Source organism: Mesorhizobium ciceri biovar biserrulae (assembly GCF_001618845.1).
Lineage (GTDB): Bacteria > Pseudomonadota > Alphaproteobacteria > Rhizobiales > Rhizobiaceae > Mesorhizobium > Mesorhizobium ciceri.
Window position 1 is genome coordinate 1 of the sequence record NZ_CP015064.1, and the last position, 19,292, is coordinate 19,292.

General features: G+C 63.8%; 15 protein-coding genes. 4 read left to right on the plus strand and 11 right to left on the minus strand.

From position 1 onward, the window contains the following. Positions 1-154 precede the first annotated feature (154 nt). The 5 genes from A4R29_RS00005 to A4R29_RS00025 all read right to left on the minus strand — a co-directional run bounded on the left by A4R29_RS00005 (position 155) and on the right by A4R29_RS00025 (position 6,610). Positions 155-1,000 carry a fumarylacetoacetate hydrolase family protein gene (locus tag A4R29_RS00005; protein WP_013528568.1) on the minus strand — a complete coding sequence of 282 codons (846 nt, stop codon included), beginning with the start codon at positions 998-1,000 and terminating at the stop codon, positions 155-157. 219 nt (positions 1,001-1,219) lie between these two features. Further along, on the minus strand, positions 1,220-1,951 hold the full coding sequence (locus A4R29_RS00010) for an SDR family oxidoreductase (RefSeq protein WP_063170903.1): 732 nt from the start codon (positions 1,949-1,951) through the stop codon (positions 1,220-1,222). Between the two features lie 186 nt (positions 1,952-2,137). After that, positions 2,138-4,510: an aldehyde dehydrogenase family protein gene (locus tag A4R29_RS00015; RefSeq protein WP_063170904.1), complete on the minus strand. Its 2,373-nt coding sequence runs from the start codon at positions 4,508-4,510 to the stop codon at positions 2,138-2,140. A 70-nt stretch (positions 4,511-4,580) separates the two neighbouring features. After that, positions 4,581-5,630, minus strand: coding sequence for a deoxyribose-phosphate aldolase (gene deoC / locus A4R29_RS00020; protein ID WP_013528565.1), 1,050 nt, complete (start codon positions 5,628-5,630; stop codon positions 4,581-4,583). 152 nt (positions 5,631-5,782) lie between these two features. Continuing rightward, a complete protein-coding gene (locus tag A4R29_RS00025) occupies positions 5,783-6,610 on the minus strand; it encodes a ferredoxin--NADP reductase (RefSeq protein WP_027040179.1) in 828 nt (275 codons plus the stop codon). A 221-nt stretch (positions 6,611-6,831) separates the two neighbouring features. Here A4R29_RS00025 and A4R29_RS00030 point away from each other — a divergent pair, with 221 nt between their 5' ends. The 4 genes from A4R29_RS00030 to A4R29_RS00045 all read left to right on the plus strand — a co-directional run bounded on the left by A4R29_RS00030 (position 6,832) and on the right by A4R29_RS00045 (position 12,845). Beyond that, positions 6,832-8,916, plus strand: coding sequence for a hydantoinase/oxoprolinase family protein (locus tag A4R29_RS00030; protein ID WP_063170905.1), 2,085 nt, complete (start codon positions 6,832-6,834; stop codon positions 8,914-8,916). Position 8,917: 1 nt separating this feature from the next. Next, positions 8,918-10,660, plus strand: coding sequence for a hydantoinase B/oxoprolinase family protein (locus tag A4R29_RS00035; protein ID WP_063170906.1), 1,743 nt, complete (start codon positions 8,918-8,920; stop codon positions 10,658-10,660). Positions 10,661-10,783: 123 nt separating this feature from the next. Further along, positions 10,784-11,560 carry an ABC transporter substrate-binding protein gene (locus A4R29_RS00040; protein WP_063170907.1) on the plus strand — a complete coding sequence of 259 codons (777 nt, stop codon included), beginning with the start codon at positions 10,784-10,786 and terminating at the stop codon, positions 11,558-11,560. Between the two features lie 154 nt (positions 11,561-11,714). Further along, positions 11,715-12,845 carry an aminomethyl transferase family protein gene (locus A4R29_RS00045; RefSeq protein ID WP_063170908.1) on the plus strand — a complete coding sequence of 377 codons (1,131 nt, stop codon included), beginning with the start codon at positions 11,715-11,717 and terminating at the stop codon, positions 12,843-12,845. Between the two features lie 35 nt (positions 12,846-12,880). On the opposite strand, the gene A4R29_RS00050 is transcribed toward A4R29_RS00045, so the two are convergent. The 6 genes from A4R29_RS00050 to A4R29_RS00075 form a co-directional block, all read right to left on the minus strand. Continuing rightward, positions 12,881-13,513 (minus strand): hypothetical protein, encoded by a 633-nt coding sequence (locus A4R29_RS00050; RefSeq protein WP_063173500.1) that lies wholly within the window; start codon positions 13,511-13,513, stop codon positions 12,881-12,883. A gap of 126 nt (positions 13,514-13,639) precedes the next feature. Continuing rightward, positions 13,640-14,296: a methionine ABC transporter permease gene (locus A4R29_RS00055; protein WP_027161152.1), complete on the minus strand. Its 657-nt coding sequence runs from the start codon at positions 14,294-14,296 to the stop codon at positions 13,640-13,642. Further along, positions 14,277-15,374 (minus strand): methionine ABC transporter ATP-binding protein, encoded by a 1,098-nt coding sequence (locus A4R29_RS00060; RefSeq protein WP_063170909.1) that lies wholly within the window; start codon positions 15,372-15,374, stop codon positions 14,277-14,279. The genes A4R29_RS00055 and A4R29_RS00060 overlap by 20 nt, the downstream gene beginning before the upstream one ends. 91 nt (positions 15,375-15,465) lie before the next feature. Further along, a complete protein-coding gene (locus A4R29_RS00065; protein ID WP_013528557.1) occupies positions 15,466-16,320 on the minus strand; it encodes a MetQ/NlpA family lipoprotein in 855 nt (284 codons plus the stop codon). Positions 16,321-16,564: 244 nt separating this feature from the next. Beyond that, a complete protein-coding gene (locus tag A4R29_RS00070; protein WP_063170910.1) occupies positions 16,565-18,052 on the minus strand; it encodes an aldehyde dehydrogenase in 1,488 nt (495 codons plus the stop codon). Continuing rightward, positions 18,049-19,242: a cytochrome P450 gene (locus A4R29_RS00075; protein WP_063173501.1), complete on the minus strand. Its 1,194-nt coding sequence runs from the start codon at positions 19,240-19,242 to the stop codon at positions 18,049-18,051. The genes A4R29_RS00070 and A4R29_RS00075 overlap by 4 nt, the downstream gene beginning before the upstream one ends. Positions 19,243-19,292: the final 50 nt, after the last annotated feature.

Below are 19,292 nucleotides of genomic sequence, written 5' to 3' on the forward strand. Positions count from 1 at the left end.
AGCCCCCTCACCCAGCCTCCGCTTCGCTCGGCTGACCTCTCCCCGAGGGGAGAGGAGATTGTCAGCGCCGACGCCAGTCTCTTCTCCCCAGCGGGGAGAAGGTGGCCGCGAAGCGGCCGGATGAGGGGGCAGCGCTGACCCCGAAATGTACTGCCTAAACGTCCGCCTTGAACGTCTGCTTCTGCTGCCCCAGGCCTTCAATGCCCAGTTCAACCACATCGCCGGCCTTCAAGAACACCGGCGGCTTCATGCCCAGCCCGACGCCGGGCGGCGTGCCGGTGGAGATGATGTCGCCGGGGTGCAGCGACATGAACTGGCTGAGATAGGACACCAGATATTTGACGCCATAGACCATGGTCTTGGTCGAGCCGTTCTGCATCGTCTTGCCGTTGACGGTCAGCCACATTTTGAGGTTCTGCGGGTCGGCCACTTCGTCTTTGGTCACCAGCCATGGGCCGGTCGGGCCGAATGTGTCGCAGCTCTTGCCCTTGGTCCACTGGCCCTGCCGCTCGGCCTGGAAGGCGCGTTCGGAGACGTCGTGGGCAACGCTATAACCGGCGACATAGTCGAGCGCATCGGCCTCGCTGACATATTTGGCGGTTTTGCCGATGATCACGGCCAGCTCGACTTCCCAGTCGGTCTTCTCCGAGCCGCGAGGGATCAGCACGTCGTCATCCGGCCCGACAATGGCCGAGCTCGCCTTCATGAAGATGATCGGCTCCGGCGGCACGGTGGCGCCGGTCTCGGCGGCGTGGTCGGAATAGTTCAGGCCGATACAGATGAACTTGCCCGTGCCGGCAACGCAGGCGCCGAGGCGCGGGCTGCCGGAAACCGCCGGCAGCGACTTCGGATCTAGCTTGGCGAGTGCTGCCAGCGATGCCGGATCGAGTGCCTTGCCGCCGATATCGGTGACGTGAGCGGAGAGATCACGGATCGTTCCATCCGCATCGAGCAGGCCGGGACGTTCGCTTCCCACCTCGCCATAGCGCAGCAGTTTCATCTAAATCCTTCTCCTGATTGCGGCCTCGTGGCCTTTTGCAAACTTTCCGCCAAGGCGATTGCTCCTTCAAGGAACCGGCGGACCGTACCCATCGACCTGACTACGGACAAGCGCGATCGCCATACAAGATAGCCGGCGCGCGGGATTTTCAGACTGTTCGATCCCCTGTTGAACGCCGGCAACGGGCCAGATCGTCCGGCCCACGCAAGATTTCCGCAGTCAGATCGACCAGCCGCCGTCGATATTGTAGGCCTGCCCGGACGTGTACGTGGCGCCGGCCAGGTAGACGGCCAGATCGGCGATTTCCTCCGGCGTGCCGAGCCGGCCCATCGGCTGGCGGGCGATGAAGGCGGCGCGGGCGGCATCATAGTCGCCTTGCGCGTGCATGCGGTCCTGCAGCGACGGGCTCTCGACCGTGCCGGGGCAGATGGCGTTGCAGCGTATGCCATTGCCGACATAGTCGGCGGCTATCGCCTTGGTCAGGCCGATGACCGCGGCCTTGGTCAGGCCATAGACGAAGCGGTTTGGCACGCCCTTGGTGGAACTGGCCAGCGAGGCCATGTTGATGATCGATCCGTCGCCACGTTCCAGCATGCCGGGCAGCACGGCCCGGCTGGTGCGGATCATGGCGCGCACATTGAGGTTCAGCGCGAAATCGAGGTCGCCGTCCTTCATCTCCAGGATCGAGCCCGAATGGACGAAACCGGCGCAATTGAACAGCACGTCGACGACACCGATCTCGGCAAAGGCGGCGTTGACGGCTTCGTCGTTGAGCACGTCCAGCTTGCGGGTCTTGATCCCTGGCGTCTTGGCGAGTTCCGCCAGCAGCGTCTCGTTGATGTCGGTGGCGTAGACGATGGCGCCGGCTTTTGCGAAGGCCAGTGCGCTCGCCTTGCCGATCCCTTGCGCCGCTGCCGTGACGACAACGACCTTGCCTGCCAGATCCGCCATGCTGTTCTCCTCGTCCGCTGGGATAGTCCGGGTCTACCTGCGGCTGGCCAAGGCGTCATGTGCCAGTCACGCGTGATCGTGCAGCCTGCGCCGTTGACCGTTCACTGATAAAGATGTTTTTTCTCGTTAAAGAACATCTGTCCGGGCGTCAAGCCCGAACACGATCTGAACAGTACCGGCAGGCCATCAATCGCCGTAAGGCACCCAGACATTCTTGACCTCGACGGCGCGGCGTAGGAAGGCGTCGCCGGCGGCTTGGTCGGATGCCCAGTCGATGCCGCGGCCATTGCCGCTCCAGACGCGCTTGAGGTTGCCGATGGACTCGGCTTCCGCGTTGGCGCAGGTCTCGGCATCGGCGAATACCCAAAGCCCGTCGACATCGTCATGCTTGGCCAGCACGCCGGCGAGTTCGGCGCTGCGACCGGTGACGATGTTGATGGCGCCTGAGGGAATGTCGGAATATTCGATGACCTGGTAGAGATCGGTCGCCAGCAGCGGGTAGCGCTCCGACGGCACTGCGACCACGGTGTTGCCCATCGCGAGTGCGGGTGCAATCAGCGAGATCAGGCCGAGCAGCGGCGAGGCATCCGGCGCGACGATGCCGACGACGCCGACCGGCTCGTGCAGCGCCAATGTCACGGCACGCGCGGGCGGTTGGTGCACGCGGCCCTCGAATTTGTCAGCCAGACCGGCATAGAGGAACAGCCGCTCGATGGATTGTTCTACCTCTTCCCGCGCGGCCTTGGGCGTAGCGCCGGTCAATTCGGTGAGACGGGCGGCGAACTCGCCGGCGCGGCTGGAAAGGTTCTCGGCCAGATAATAGAGCACCTGGGACCTGTTATAGGCGGTCGCCTCCGGCCAGGCCTTGGCACCGCGGGCGGCGGAGACGGCATCGCGGATATCCTTGCGGCTACCGAGCCCAACTTCGCCGGCAAGCTTGCCCTTGGCGGTGGCGACAGCCAGCGAATAATTGCCGTCCGGCCGTACCTGCTTGCCGCCGATGAACAGCTTTGCCGTGCGGTCGATTGCCGCGCCGTCGGCCTGCTCGACCGGTTGCGCCGACATCGTCGCCGGCTTGATGACCGGGCCGAGCGGCAATTTTGCCGTGAGATATTCGAACATGCCCTCGCGCCCGCCCTCACGACCGAAACCACTCTCGCGGTAGCCGCCGAAGCCACAGGCGGCGTCGAACATGTTGGTGCCGTTGACCCAGACCACCCCGGCCTTCAATTGCGGCGCGACGTGCAGGGCAAGGTTGACATTCTCGCTCCACACCGAGGCGGCGAGGCCATAGCGCGTGTTGTTGGCGAGCTCGATCGCTTCCTCGGTGTTGCGGAAGGTCATGGTCGCCAGAACAGGGCCGAACACCTCTTCTTGCGCCAATATGTTAGCCGGCGAAACACCTGTGGCGAGCGTCGGCAGATGGTAGTAGCCGGAGGACGGCAGTGCGGCATCCGGCTGCCAGCAGACAGCGCCCTGTCTGGCGCCTTCGGCAACCAGGCCCTTGACGCGCTCGAGCTGGGTCAGATCGACGAGCGGACCGATATCGATGTTCTTGTCGAGCGGGCTGCCGACGCGCAGCCGGCTCATCCGCGTCTTGACCTTGGCGATCAGGGCGTCGGCTATGCCTTCCTGCACCAGGAGCCGCGAACCGGCGCAGCAGACCTGGCCCTGGTTGAACCAGATGCCGTCGACCAGGCCTTCGACGGCGCTGTCGAGATCGGCATCCTCGAAGACGATGAAAGCCGATTTGCCGCCGAGCTCCAGCGACAGTTTCTTGCCCGAGCCGGCGGTGGCCTTGCGGATGATCTTGCCGACCTCGGAAGAACCGGTAAAGGCGATCTTCTGGACGCCGGGATGGTTGACGATGGCGACGCCGGCCTCAGGGCCGCCCTGGACGATGTTGACGACGCCCTTCGGCACGCCGGCACGCTCGCAAATCTCGGCGAACAGGATAGCGGTCAGCGGCGTGAACTCGGCCGGCTTCAGCACCACGGTGCAGCCGGCGGCGAGCGCCGGCGCGATCTTCCAGGCCAGCATCAGCAGCGGAAAGTTCCACGGGATAATCTGGCCGACGACGCCGACACCCCTATGGCCGGGGAAATCCCTGTCCAGCGCCTGCGCCCAGCCGGCATGGTGGATGAAATGGCGGATCGCCAGCGGCACGTCGATATCGCGGCTTTCGCGGATCGGCTTGCCGTTGTCGATGGTCTCAAGCACCGCGAACAGGCGCTGATGCCGCTGCATGGCGCGGCCGATGGCATAGAGTACTTTGGCACGCTGATAGCCTGAGGCTGCCGACCACTTCGGCAGCGCCTTGGCGGCGGCCGCAACCGCCGCGTCGATATCGGCGGCATTGGCGTCCGAGACCTCGGCCAGCAGCTTGCCGGAAGACGGCTCGCTGGTCTCGAAGGTCTTGCCGCCGGCAGCGGCTTTCCAGTCGCCGCCGATGAACAGCGCCTTGCCGAAATCGCGCGCGGCAAGCCAGGCGTCGGCCTCGTTGCGGGCCTCCGGTGCCGGGCCGTATTCCATGGCGTGATAGCGATCGAGAATGTTCATCAGGTGCCTCCTTCACCCTCCCGCCTGGGAGGGTCGATCGGCAAAAGCCGATCGGGGTGGGGGTAAAGGCTTACGCCATCGCGTGGCGATGATTGGCCGAATAATGTCCGGTCAGATGATGCTCGAGCTGGCGCTCGATGTCGGTCAAGAGGCTCGACGCGCCGAAGCGGAACAGGTCCGGCTCCAGCCATGGCCGGCCGAGCTCTTCCTTCATCAGCACCAGCCAGTCGAGCGAGGCCTTGGCCGTGGAAATGCCGCCGGCCGGCTTGAAGCCGATGAGATAGCCGGTTTCCTCGAAATAGGCCCTGATGGCACGCACCATGGCGAGGCCGACGGGCAGCGTCGCGTTGACGCTTTCCTTGCCGGTCGAGGTCTTGATGAAATCGGCGCCCGCCATCATCGCCACCATCGAGGCCAGCATGACATTGCGCAGCGTGGCGAGGTCGCCGGTGCCGAGGATGACCTTCAGATGCGCATCACCGCAGGCGGCGCGCATCGAGACGATCTCATTGTAAAGCTCCCGCCACTTGGCGCCGAACACCAGGCCGCGCGGGATGACGACGTCGATCTCGTCGGCGCCGTCACGGACCGAGGCCTCGATCTCCTGCAAACGGGTCGACAGCGGCGCCAGGCCATGCGGAAAGGCGGTGGAGACGGCGGCGACATGGATGCCAGTGCCGCGCACCGCATCGACGGCGGTGGCAACGAAGGGGTGGTAGACGCAGACGGCGGCCGGGCGGATGGTTTCACCTGATATGCCGAGGCCCTCGACAATGTCGCGGCGGAACGGATTGATCGCCTTGGCGCAAAGCCGGCGCACGCGCTCCTCGGTGTCGTTGGAATTCAGCGTCGTCAAATCCATGCAGGCGACGGCGCGCAGCAGCCAGGCGGCCTGATTGTCGGCCTTGATAGAGCGCCGCTTGGTCAGGCTGGCGACGCGCCGTTCCAGCGCCGAGCGATTGACGCTGCGCACCGATTCCATGAAGCCAAGGTCGAGCTTCATGCCGGGGTTGCGCGCAATGCGATGGTCCGGTGGAACGGCTGTATTGGCGGCGGCACGCGCCGGCAGCGGCGTCACCTTGGACGGGCCGACATCGGCTTCGCGGATTGTGCTGCTCATCTCCTGCCCTTTCATTCAGCGACGTATGCCGAAGATAGCCCGTGAAGCCGTACTTCACGAGTCCTGCGGGCGGTCATAACCGAAAAAGGCGGCGAAAGCAGCAATTTTTGACCGTGCGGTCAAAAACGTAGACTTCGAGATGTTGGTGCGGCTCAGCCGACGAAGGCGCGCTCGACGACAAAAGTCGCCGGATGGCTCAGCGAGCCTTCCTCGAAGCCGAGGCTTTCGGCCAGTTCCTTGACGTCCTTCAGCATATGCATCGAGCCGCAGATCATGATCCGATCGGTTTCCGGGTTGAGCTTGTCGATGCCGAGATCGCTGTAGAACTTGCCGGAGCCGATCAGCGCGGTGATGCGGCCCATGCGTGCCGATTCCTCGCGGGTCGTCGAATTGTAGAGCGTGACGCGCCCAGTGGTCAGTTCACCGATCAGCGGGTCGCTTTCAAGTGCTGCGACCAGCTCCTGGCCATAGGTCAGCTCGGCATTGTCGCGGCAGGTATGGGTCAGGATCAGTTGATCGAATTTTTCGTAGGTGTCGGGGTCGCGCAGCAGGCTGGCGAAGGGCGCGATGCCGGTGCCGGTCGAGATCATGAACAGCCGCTTGGCCGGCGTCAATGCGTCGACCACCAGCGTGCCCGTCGACTTCTGGCGCATGATGACGGTGTCGCCGACCTGGATCTTCTGCAGCTCCGAAGTCAGCGGGCCGTCCGGCACCTTGATCGAGAAGAATTCCAGCTCTTCGTCCCAGGCCGGGCTCGCCACCGAATAGGCGCGGTACACCGGCTTCTCTGCATTGGGCAGGCCGATCATGACGAACTCGCCGGAGCGGAAGCGCAGCGACTGCGGACGGGTGATGCGGAACGAGAACAGCCGGTCGGTGTAGTGCTTCACCGAGACCACGGTTTCGGCATAGACATTGGCCGGAATCGGGAACTGCAGCGGTCGGGCGCCGACGGTGTTGAGAGCGGATGTGGTGTTCATCAAATCCAACCTTCTGGCCCAGCTCACGGACGCGGGCGCCAAACCTTCACCTGCACGCCCGGACCATTCAGGTCCCGGCATGCTGTTCGCACACTCCAAAGCGGCAAGCTCTTGTGTCCGGAATTTATTAGTATACAAACGATATTTGCGTCAAGATGCTCCCTTAAAACAGCTTTCCAAACTGACGCGTATCCGTAGTCCGCGCATTTCGGGTTTCGACGATGGAAGAGAATATTTCGGCGCAAGCGCGCGATCCCCAGGGAAATGTCGTTGCCGGTATCGATGTCGGCGGCACCTTCACCGACCTGCTCCTGATCGACGGAAGCGATGGCGGCAGGGTGTATCTGGCCAAGACGCCGACCACGGTCGACAACCAGGCCTTCGGTGTCGTTTCGGCACTCGGCGCCACCGGATTTCCGATCGACGGCATCGACCTCATCGTGCATGGCACGACCACCACCACCAATGCGGTGCTCGAACGCCGGCTGGCGAAAACCGGCATGATCACCACGCGCGGTTTTCGCGACGTGATCGAGCTTGGCCGGCGCACGCGGCCGCAGGCCTATGGCATGACCGGCAGCTTCGTGCCGATCATCCCGCGCAATCTCAGGCTCGAAGTGTCGGAGCGCGTCGAGGCGTCGGGTGCGATACGCACACCGCTCGACGAGGCCGAAATGCGCGAGGCGGTGCAGACGCTGATCGCGGCCGGTTGCGAATCCCTCGTCATCCATTTCCTGCATTCCTACGCCAATCCGGCGCACGAGCGGCGCGCCACCGAAATTGCCGCCGAGCTCTGGCCGAACGGCTACATCACGGCAGGCCATGCGCTGCTGTCGGAGGCGCGCGAGTTCGAGCGCGGCGTCACCGCTTCGGTCAACGCCTCGGTGCAGCCGATCCTCGAGCGTTATGTCGAGCGGCTGCGCAAGGAACTGGCTGCAAAAGGCTATGCCCGCGACTTCCTGATCATGAACGGCAATGGCGGCATGATCTCGGCCCGCTTCGTCACACGAGAATCGGCCAAGACTGTCATGTCCGGCCCGGCCTCCGGCGTTATCGCCGCCGCCTATACCGGAAAACGTGCCGGCTTCGAAAACCTCGTCACCTACGACATGGGCGGCACTTCGACCGACGTGGCGCTGATCCGCAATGCCGAGCCGGCTGTCTCGAACGAGATCGAGATCGAATATGCCATGCCGATCCATGTGCCGATGGTGGCGGTGCACACGGTCGGCGCCGGCGGCGGCTCGATCGCCCGCGTCGATGCGGCCGGCCTGATCCAGATCGGCCCGGAAAGCGCCGGCGCCAATCCCGGCCCGATCTGCTACGGGCGCGGCGGCCTCGAGCCGACCATCACCGACGCCAATCTGGTGCTCGGCCGGCTGGCGCCGAAGAAGCTGCTGGCAGTCGAAAACCCGGTCACATCAGAGCGCGTCACCGGCATCTTCGAGGAGAAAATCGGCAAGCCGACCGGCCTGTCCGGCGTCGAGGCGGCGGGCGCGGTGCTGCGGCTCGGCAACATGAAGATGGCCGGCGCCATCCGCATGGTCTCGGTGTCACGCGGTCATGACCCCCGCGATTTCGCGCTGTTCGCCTTCGGCGGCGCCGGGCCGCTGCATGCGACTGCCCTGGCGCGCGAACTCGGCCTGCCCAAGGTGCTGGTGCCGGCGCGTCCAGGCATCACCAACGCGCTCGGCTGCGTCGTTGCCGACCTGCGCCACGACTTCGTCAACACCATCAACCAGCCGGTATCGGTGCTCGACGAAACGCATCTTCACGCGGTATTGGAACGGCACCGAAACGAAGGCGAGGAACTGATCGGCAAGGAAGCGGTAAAGCCGGAGACGATCCGCGTCACCCACTCCGCCGACATGCAGTTCGTCGGCCAGACCCACATCCTCAACGTGGCGCTGCCGTCCTCCTCGGTGACCCGGGCAACGCTGCAGCAGCTTTTCGAAAAGGCCTATTTCGCCCGCTTCAAGGTCGAGCTGCCGGAAATCCGAGCCAATCTCGTCAATCTCAATACATCGGTCACCGGCGTGCGTCTGGCGATCGATCTGTCGCGCCTGATCGATCCGGCGGGGCGCGCAGCAACGCTGGACGAGGCGCGGCGCGAAATCCGGCCGGTCTGGTATGCCGGCCGTTGGTACGACACGCCCGTATATGCGCGTGAAAAGCTGCCGCTCGATGCTATCATCGAAGGCCCGGCGATCCTCGAACAGATGGATGCCACCACCGTGCTCGAACCCGGCGACCGCGCACGCAGCGACGCTGACGGCAACATCATCATCGACATTGGTGAGGCCTGATATGGCAAAGCTCGACGCCATCACCCTTTCGGTCCTCCAGGCGGCCCTGCAGCAGGTCTGCGACGAGATGGACCTGACCTTCTCACGCGCCGCCTTCTCGCCTGTCATCGCCGAGGCCAATGACCGCTCCGACGGAATCTATTCGGCTGTCGACGGTTCGCTGATCGCGCAAGGCAGCCAGGGCCTGCCGGTGTTCGTCGGTGTCATGCAGTATTCGACCAGGACGGTGATCGAGATGATCGCCGACGGCCGTTGCCTGGCGCCGGAACCAGGCGACATCTACGTCGTCAACGACCCCTATCTCGGCGGCACCCATCTGATGGATGTGCGCTTCGTCATGCCGGTCTACCGGGACGGCAAGATTTTCTGCTGGCTATCCAACACCGGCCATTGGCCCGACATTGGCGGCTCGGTGCCGGGCGGATTTTCAGCCTCGGCGACTGCCGTGGAGCAGGAAGGCCTGCGACTGCCGCCCGTAAAACTGTTCAAGAAGGGCGTGCTCGATCCGGAAATCTACGCCATCATTTGCTCCAACATCCGTGTCGCCGACCAGCGCATCGGCGACATCCGCGCCCAAGCTGCCGCACTGCTGATCGGTCGGGACAGGCTCAATGGAATCCTGGATCGTTACGGGGATGAAACGGTTGTAGAGGCGATCGCCGAACTGCGCCGCCGCGCGGCCGAGCAGATGCGCGCCAACATCTCAGCCATTCCCGACGGCACCTACCATTCGAAGGCCTTTGTCGATTCCGATGGGGTGGTCAACGAGCCGCTGATCATCGCGCTCGGCGTCGAAAAACAGGGCGACACGCTGACCTTCGATTTCACCGGCTCGTCAAAGCCCTGCGCCGGGCCGATGAACAGCGTGCTGGCGACGACCCTATCCTCGGTCTATCTCGCCATGCGCCACATTTTCCCGGATGTACCGATCAGCGCCGGCGCGTTTGAACCCCTGATCGTCAAACGGCCGGAAGGCACGTTCCTCGACGCCAAATATCCGCGGCCCGTCTCGGGCTGCGCCGCCGAGGTGTCGCAGCGCATCGCCGAGGCGGTATTCGCGGCGATGGTGCAGGCATTGCCGGACAAGGTGACCGCCGCACCCGCCGGTTCCAGCGGCAATTTCGCACTCGGCGGCAACGACCCGGCACGCGGCCGCGACTACGTCATGTATCAGATCTCCGGCGGCGGTTATGGCGGCAATTCAGGCCATGACGGCCTGACCAATGGCTGCTCGACCATCGGCATCTCCAAGTCGCCGCCGGTCGAGATCATGGAACAGGCATTCCCGGTGCTCTACCGCCACTACGCCTTGCGTGAAGGCTCCGGCGGCGCCGGCAAGCATCGCGGCGGTTTCGGCCTCGCCTATGAGGTGGAAATCCTGCGCGGCGACGCCCGCGCTTCCTTCGTCATGGACCATGGCCGGTTCGGCCCGCAGGGCGCGCTTGGCGGCAAGGACGGCGCCGTCAACACGGTGACCGTCTTCCGCAACGGCGAGGAACACGTGCCGCCGCATTTGTCCAAGGAACAGGACATTGCGCTCAAGGCCGGCGACCGCGTGCGCGTCGGCACGCCGGGCGGCGGCGGCTATGGAGATCCGCTGCAGCGCGATGCCGATCTTGTGCTGCGCGACGTGGCGCTGGGGTACTACACATCAGAGGAAGCCACCGAGAAGTTTGGCGTTGTCCTCTCGGCCGGGGAGTTGGCCATCGACCGGACGGCCACCGACAAGCAGCGCGTCGGCTAACACATCATCGATCGATCGCCTGGTCTGCTCGCCGCGCCGTGATCGCCGCAGCGCATGTCGTTTCCGTCTCCGCCGCGCGCCTGGAAGACCGTAGACTTCCCGCTTTCAACGGGGATCTCGAACATGCGTCTTTTCGGTCGTTTCGTGCTTGCCGCTTCCGTCGCCCTCACCCTTGCCACGGGTGCCGCCTCCGCCCAGGACAAAAAACTCAGGATCGGCACCGAAGGCGCTTATCCGCCCTTCAACTACGCCAGTGCCGACGGCACGCTGGGCGGCTTCGACATCGACTTGGGGAAGGCGCTGTGTGCCGAGATGAAGGCTGAGTGTGAGTTCAGCGTGCAGGATTTCGATGGTTCCATACCGGCGCTGCAGGCCGGCAAGTTCGACGCGATCATCAACATCACCATCACACCCGAGCGGGCCGAGAAGGTCGAGTTCACCCACAAATACTACCAGACGCCGCCGGCTATCGCCGTGCCGAAGGATTCGACCATCGCAGGCACGTCGCCCGATGATCTGAAAGGCAAGGCGCTCGGCGTGCAGACCGCGACCATCCACCAGAAATTCGCCGACCAGAAATATGCAGGCTCGACGGTCAAGGCCTATCCGACGGGCGACGATGCCCGCACCGACATGGCCAATGGCCGCCTCGACGCGATGATGGACGGGTCGATCATCTTGACCGAGTGGTTGAAGAAGCCAGACGGCGCCTGCTGCAAGCTGCTCGGCACGCTGACCGCCGATCCGGCCATACACGGCCCCGGCGTCGGCATCGCCCTGCAAAAGGGCAACAAGGAACTGGCCGACAAGCTCAATGCGGCCATCGACGCGCTGCGCGCCAATGGCAAGTACAAGGAAATCAACGACAAGTACTTCTCGTTCGACGTCTACGGCAGCTGAGACCGTTTGGAAACTCTACTCTGGCGGCCATCTGAAGGCGTTTTCTGCGCTTCCGGTGCTCACGGACCTGAATGTCCGCTGCGCTCCGGTTCTCGAAACCACCATCATATGACTCGCCAGAGCGAATTTCGAAACGGTCTCTGGATCGCAATTCATGATGGAGACTTCCTTGGCTGAGCGGCGTTCCCCTTTCTACAGCAGCATCGTCGGGCTGGGCGCGACCATGGGTCGTGTCGGGGGCGATTTCATCTCGGCCAAAACCTATTCCGGCATTGCCGACGAGCACCTGAACACCCGCAAAAATGTCGGCGTGCAGGATCTCAGCACCATGGGCAAGATGGACATCAAGGGGCCGGACGCCGAGGCGCTGGTCAACCATGTCATCGTCAATAATGCCGCTGCCATGAAACCGGGCCAGGTCCGCTATTCCACGGTCTGCCGCGAGGATGGCGGCATCATGGACGACCTCACCGTGTTTCGGTTGGGTCCGGAGCACTTCATGCTGGTAACCGGCTCGGTCAACCGCCTGAAGATGCTGCCCTGGCTGTTGCATCACGCGCAGGGTCGCAAGGCCTATGTCACCGACATCACGGCTTCCATCGCCTTCCCGACCATCCAGGGCCCGCGCTCGCGCGAACTGCTGAAAGCATTGATTGCGGATGCCGATCTGGATGGACTGAAGCGCTGGTCGTTCACGTCAGGCCACATCAACGGCACGCGGGTGCTGATCTCGCGCACCGGGGTCACCGGCGAGCTCGGCTTCGAATTGTTCGTGCCGGCCGACGAGGCCGCTTCGGTCTGGGATGCGCTGATGCGGACCGGCCGGGACTTTGGCCTGAAACCCTATGGCGTGCTGGCAATGTTCACGCTGGGCCTGGAAAAGGCCTATCCGGCGCACGGCATCGACATGGACGAGAGCCGCACCCCGTTCCATGTCGGGCTCGACCGCTGGATCAAGTTCGACAAGGGCGATTTCGTCGGCCGGCAAGCGTTGCTCAAGGTTCGCGACAAGGGCCTCGAAGAGCAATGGGTCGGCCTGATCCTCGACGGCGACACGCCGGCCGCCACCGATGCCAGGGTCCTGGCCGATGTCGAGGACGCTGGCATCGTCACCTACAGCGATCACGGCTATTCCCTGGGCAAGGTGCTGGCCACGGCGCACCTGCGGCTGCCTTTCACCGCGATTGGCACCGAACTCAGCATCGACATCGACGGCAGGCCGACCCGCGCGGTCGTGGCGCCGATACCGTTCTTCGATCCGGAAGGGATCAGGCTGCGAGGTTAGTTGGCTTCAAGCCATGGGGCTTAGCGCTACTTGGATCATCCTTCGACGATGATCTTGATGGCCGACGGATCCACCCCGAAAGTCATCGCCAGCCGTCTCTTCGCCTCGGCGATTGTCAACGGGCCTTCGTCCTCGGCAGGGGCATCTTCCCCTAGATCGACATCGGCTCGGCCATCCAAGGGCACTGAAGCAATGGGGGGGTATTTCAGGCCTGCACCGGCGCCGACAAGCGTAACGGGGTCGGAGGTTTCTTCCTCGTATAGCGACAGCCAGACACCGCGGCCAACTGGAATATTGTACCCAGCCTTCTTCCGGGCGGCATATGCCCGGTCGTAGCGCTCCCGCATCTGTGTCGCGTCGATCATATGTATGTACGCGAGCCGGGGCATGTACTTATTATCGACCGAAACCGCGACGACATAGTCCACGTCGTCAAGTGTCAGCCAGCCGCCATCGTCTGAAGTGCGCGGGAAAGCAATCCATGTGTCTTGGCTTGTCCTGATAGACACAAGTTTGGTGTCTTTGCCTTTTGTGATCTTTCGGACAGACGATTTGCCAAGCCCGGCCTTTTCGACGGACCACCCATTCTGCTGAAGTACGTCTATCCCCGCTTGGAAAAGCAGCCCCTTTGTCGCTCCTTTCTCTGGCGTTTGAAAAATATTCGTCATCTCACCAAGCCTTTTCTGATCTCTGGCCTGTAACATTAATCCTTTTAAAAAGGGCTGTCAATAGCCATCGAAAAGACAGAAAGGAATGAAAAAGAAATGAAAAGGATGCGGAAGAATTTGCGTGGCTCACCCCCTCCGATCCAGCCTCGCCACCAGACGATCCCCCACCCATTGGATGCCGCAGACCAGGATGATCAGGACTATGACCACGGCGATCATCACCGACGTCTCGAAACGCTGGTAGCCGTAGCGGATGGCTAGGTCGCCGAGGCCGCCGGCGCCGATCGCGCCGGCCATGGCTGACGCACCGATCAGCGTCACCAGCGTCACCGTGAAGCCGGCGACGATGCCGGGCAGGGCTTCTGGCACCAGCACCTCGCGGATGATCGTCCAGCGGTTGCCGCCCATGGCGCGCGCCGCCTCGATCAGCCCGCGATCGACTTCGCGCAGCGACACTTCGGCGATGCGCGCATAGTAGGGCGTGGCGGCGATCGACAGCGGCACGATGGCTGCCCATGTGCCGATCGAGGTGCCGACGATCAGCCGCGTCACCGGGATCAGCGCCACCAGAAGGATGATGAAGGGCACCGAGCGGAAGCCGTTGATGATGGCGCCGAGCGCCCGGTTCACCCAAAGGCTTTCGGCAATGCCGCCGCGTTCGGTAGCAATCAGCGCCAGGCCGAGCGGCAGGCCGAAGACCAGCGAGATGAGGCCGGAGGCGGCCGTCATCAGCACCGTCTCCCAGATCGAACGCAGCAGAAGTTCAAACAGGATTGGCGACATGGCCAAGCACCTCCACCCGCGCCTGGCGGGCCTTCAGGAATGTGATGATGTCAGCAAGATGATTTGCATCGCTGCCGGGAACCGAAAGGAACAGCGTGCCGACCGGCTGCTGCTGGATATGGTCGATGCCGCCATGGACGAGGCGGAAGGCGCCTGGAACAGCCGTGGCAAGGTCGGACAGCAATGGCCTGCTTGCCGCTTCGCCGGCCACATCCACGCGCAGGATCGTCTCCGGGCCGGCCGCCGGCAGCAGCCGGGCCGCCAGTTCGGCTGGCAGCTGCGGCCGGATGGCGCCGAGCAGGCTTTTGGTGATGTCTGATTGTGGGTCGGCAAACACCGACCAGACCGGCCCTTGCTCGACGATGCGTCCGGCGTCGATCACCGCCACGCGGTCGGCGATGGAACGGATCACCTCCATCTCATGGGTGATCAAAAGGATGGTCAGGCCAAGCTGCCGGTTGATGTCCTTGAGCAGTGCGAGGATGGAGCGCGTCGTCTCCGGATCGAGCGCCGAGGTGGCTTCGTCCGACAGGAGCAGCGCCGGGCGCGCGGCAAGCGCCCTGGCGATGCCGACCCGTTGCTTCTGGCCGCCCGACAGCGACGCCGGATAGGCCTTGGCTTTCTCCGACAGGCCGACAAGATCGAGCAGTTCGGCGGCGCGCTTCAGCCTCTCGGCTTTCGGCCGGCCCTCGATCTTCAGCGGCAGCGCCACATTGTCCTCGACGGTCTTGGCCGACAGCAGGTTGAAATGCTGGAAGATCATGCCGATGCGCCGCCGCAGCGGCTGCAGGTCGCGCTCGCCGAGCCGGCTGATCTCGCGGCCCTCGATCAACACCTCGCCGGAGTCAGGCCGTTCCAGCCCGTTCAGGCAGCGGATCAGCGTCGATTTGCCGGCGCCGCTGCGGCCGATGATACCGAGGATCTCGCCCTTCCGCACGGTCAGCGAAATGCCGTCGAGCGCCGCCGTCACACCGAAATGGCGCTTCAGGTCGACAAGGCGCACGACATCCTGAGATGCGTCGGGCCGGGTCTGGGTCGGATCGGCGGTCTTCCCGGATGCCGTGATATGCTGGTTCATGAATATTCCTGTTCCCGAAAACGCAATCGCGGCCCGCGCCTGAGCGCGGACCGCTGTTGCTCTCGAACCGGGCTTCCGGCCGAGGACCGGATCAATAGGCGCTGAGGCCGGTGCCCTTGTAGACCTTGTCGAACTCGGCCTTCACCGCCTCGTTCTGATAGGAAGCCACCAGCGTCTTCACCCAGGCCTCGTTCTCGTTACCGGTCTTCACCGCGATGAAGTTGCGGTAGGGATTGTCGGCGATAGGCTCCTGCGCGATGCGGTTTTCCGGCGACAGGCCGCTTTTCAGCGCCCAGTCGGTATTGACTACGGCCGCATCGAGATCCTCGACCGAGCGGCCGACGATACCGGCGTCAAGTTCCTTGATCACCACCTTCTTCGCGTTCTCGGCGATGTCGGCGGTGGTGGCCAGAATGCCGGTGCCATCCCTGAGCTTGATCACGCCCTCGTTCTGCAGCACGCGCAGCGCCCGGCCTTCATTGGATGGGTCGTTGGGCACGCCAATGACCGCGCCCTCGGGCAGGTCGGCAACCTTGCTGAACTTCTTAGAGTAGAGGCCGATCGGCCAGACGCCGGTATAGCCGACACGGACGATGTGATACCCTTGCGTCTTGATCTGGTTGTCGAGATAGGGCTGGTGCTGGAAGGCGTTGGCGTCGATCTCGCCGCGCTCCAGCGCCTCGTTGGGCTGGGTGTAGTCGTTGAATACCACCGTCTCGATGGCAAGGCCCTTTTCGGCGGCTTGCGCGACGACGACGCGCCAGACGTCCTCGTCCTCGCCGCTGATGATGCCGACCTTGATCGCCTTCTTGTCCTCGGCAAACGACGCATGCGGTGCAATCAGGCTGCCGATCGCGACGACCGAGGCGAACAGCAGAGCAAGGCCACTGCGCCGGTTGACGGTTGACCCGGGGGAAGATGGCAAAGTGTTCTTGAAGTCAGTCATGATTGATCTCTGCGGTTGTGAAGTCATGGCAGCGAGGCGGATTGCCTAGCCTTGGTCGCATCCTCAGAAATTCTATCAAGTTTATCAAAGAACGCGTTTCGCCATTCTCGCCAAAGCCGGGAATATTCTCTCAAAATTTTCAAGAGCGTGAGCAAAAGCCGCTGCTTGACCGGCCGCAGCGGATCGCGGCGCGATCTTGCGCGCGTCTGGAGGTCGTCAGATTCTCAGAGAGCTCAGCGTGCCGTCAAAGCGCGATCCAGGCCGCCTTCAGTTCCAAATATTTCTCCAGCGCGTGCAGCGACTTGTCGCGGCCGAAGCCGGACTGCTTGACGCCGCCGAGCGGCACGGTGATGTCGGCGCCGCCATAGGTGTTGACGTGGACGACGCCGGCATTGATGGCGCGCACCATGCGATGCGCGGTGGAGAGATTGGCGGTCCACACCGCGGAGGCAAGCCCGTAGACGGTCGAATTGGCAAGCCGAACCGCCTCCTCCTCGGTCTCGAAGCGCATGACGCCGAGCACCGGCCCGAACACCTCCTCACGCGCCAACTGCATATCCTGTGTCACATTCTCGAAGATCGTTGGCGCCATGTAGCTGCCACCGGTCTCGGTCAGCATCCGCTGGCCGCCGGTGACGAGACGGGCACCTTCTTCCGTGGCCCTGGCGACGAAACCGAGGTTCTTGTCCAGCTGTTCGGCGCTCGACACCGCACCGACATCGTTGGCGAGATCGAGCGGATCGCCGACTTTCAGCCGCATCGTTGCCTGGAGAAGCTCATCCATGAAGCGGTCATAGACCGCTGACTGGACGAGAAGCCGCGAGCCGGCGACGCAGACCTGGCCGGAATTGCGAAAAATGCCGTTGGCCGAGACGACCGCCGCCTGTTTCAGGTCGGGGGCATCGGCAAAGACGATGTTCGGCGACTTGCCGCCGAGTTCGAGGAAGACGCGCTTCAGATTGGAGCGAGCGGAATATTCGAGCAGCCGCCTGCCGACCGGGCCGGAACCGGTGAAGGCGATGGCGTCGACATCCATATGCAGGCCGAGCGCCTCGCCGGTGACCGCGCCACGCCCGGTGACGACATTGAGCACACCGGCGGGCAAGCCGGCCTCGCTTGCCAGTTCGGCCAGCCGCAGCAGCGCCAGCGAGGCGATCTCAGGCGGCTTGACCACCACGCAATTGCCGGCGGCAAGTGCAGGCGCGATCTTCCAGGCACCGATCATCAGCGGGAAATTCCACGGCACGATGACGCCGACGACGCCGAGCGGCTCCTTGTGGATCAGTCCGAGCACATTCTCGGCCGTCGGCGCTATCTCGCCATAGACCTTGTCGATGGCCTCGGCATAGTAGCGGATGGTGCCTGCCGCCGACAGCGGTTCTGCCTTGTAGGCCATGCCGATCTCGGTGCCGTTGTCGCGCACACCGAGCACGGCGAGCTCATCGGCGTGTTTCTCGACCAGCTCGGCGAATTTCGTCAGCACCTTCTTGCGAAAGGCGGGTGTGGCGCGCGACCACGAGCCCTTCTCGAACGCCTTGCGCGCCGACTTCACGGCGCGGTCGATATCGGCGGCGTTGCCGTCGGCGATGCTGGCGAAAGGTCGGCCGTCGATCGGCGACGTCACCGGCAGGCTTGCGCCGCTTGTTGCCTCGACCTGCACGCCATCGATGAACAGGCCCTGCGCGCCGATCTCCGTCTTGCGCAGCGTTTCGATGGCATTCTGACTGATCATTGGTGACGGACTCCAAGGGAAACATGCAATGTGGTTGGCGCGCGGAATTCCCAGCCGCGAAACACCGGTTCCCTGCTCGGCACAAGGCTGAGATCGGGGAAGCGTTGGAGCAACAGCCGCACCGCAAGGCACATCTGCTCGCGTGCGAAGAACCGGCCCGAACAGAAATGATGGCCGAAGCCGAAGGCGGCATGGTTGCCTTCGTTGCGGTTGATGTCGAAGCGGTCGGGATCGGCAAAGCGGCTCTCGTCGCGGCTTGCCGAAGAGACGAGGGCGGCGACGGCAGCGCCGGCCGGGATCGTCACGCCGCCAAGCTCGACTGCCCGCGTCGTCTGCCGCGTCTGCGTGCCGATCGGCGCCACCCAGCGCAGGCCCTCGTCGACCGCCTTCGGCACGAAAGTCTCGGGATCGGCGAGCACCTGCCGCAATTGCTCGGGATGGGCCAGCAGGCCGGCGAGGATCGAGCCGGCGCCATGTCCGGGCTCCTGCATGCCGCCAAGCAGGATGACCTTGATGCTGGGCATCAGAAAGTCGATCGGCCGCGTCGTGCCCTCCGGCATGCCGTCATGCAGCATATGCGACAGCGCCGAGTCATCTGGCTGGCGCGCAAGTCTTTCCAGCGTCGGCAGGATGGCGTCGCCGACCTCGGCACTGATTGCGTCGGCGATCTCCTGCCGTTTCGGATCGTTCTCGAAATTGACGGCGCCCTGGGCAAGGCCGTAGAACCAGCGGCGCAGCGTCGGCATATCGATGCCGGCAAGGCCGAGCGAGCGCGCCAGGCTGAGCGTCGACACCGGCTCGAAATAATCGGCCATCAGCTCGGCGGAGCCCTGGTTGGCGATCCGGTCCAGAAAAGGTTCGGCAATCGACCGCACGAGGTCGCCGGCATAGGCGGCGACGGTGCGCGGCCGGTATTTCGGGTCGACGCCTTGGCGCAGTTGCTTGTGCGTCTCGCCATCGGTGGTCAGGATGGTCGGCTTGCCGAAGGAGCGCTCAACTGGTGACGAGCCGACGACGGCGGAGAAGATCTCGGGCGACTTGGCGACGCTCTCGACATCCTTCCAGCGGGTGACGAACCAAAGATTGACCGCCGGCACGAAAGCGACCGGCGCACTGCGCCTGAGCTCTGCATAGATCGGGTAGGGATCGGCTTCCAATGCCTCGACGGTGATATTTTCGGCAAAGCTCAAATCCGCCACTCCCCTTGTGGTGTAAGGGGCGGCGTGGCATGCCGCCCCTT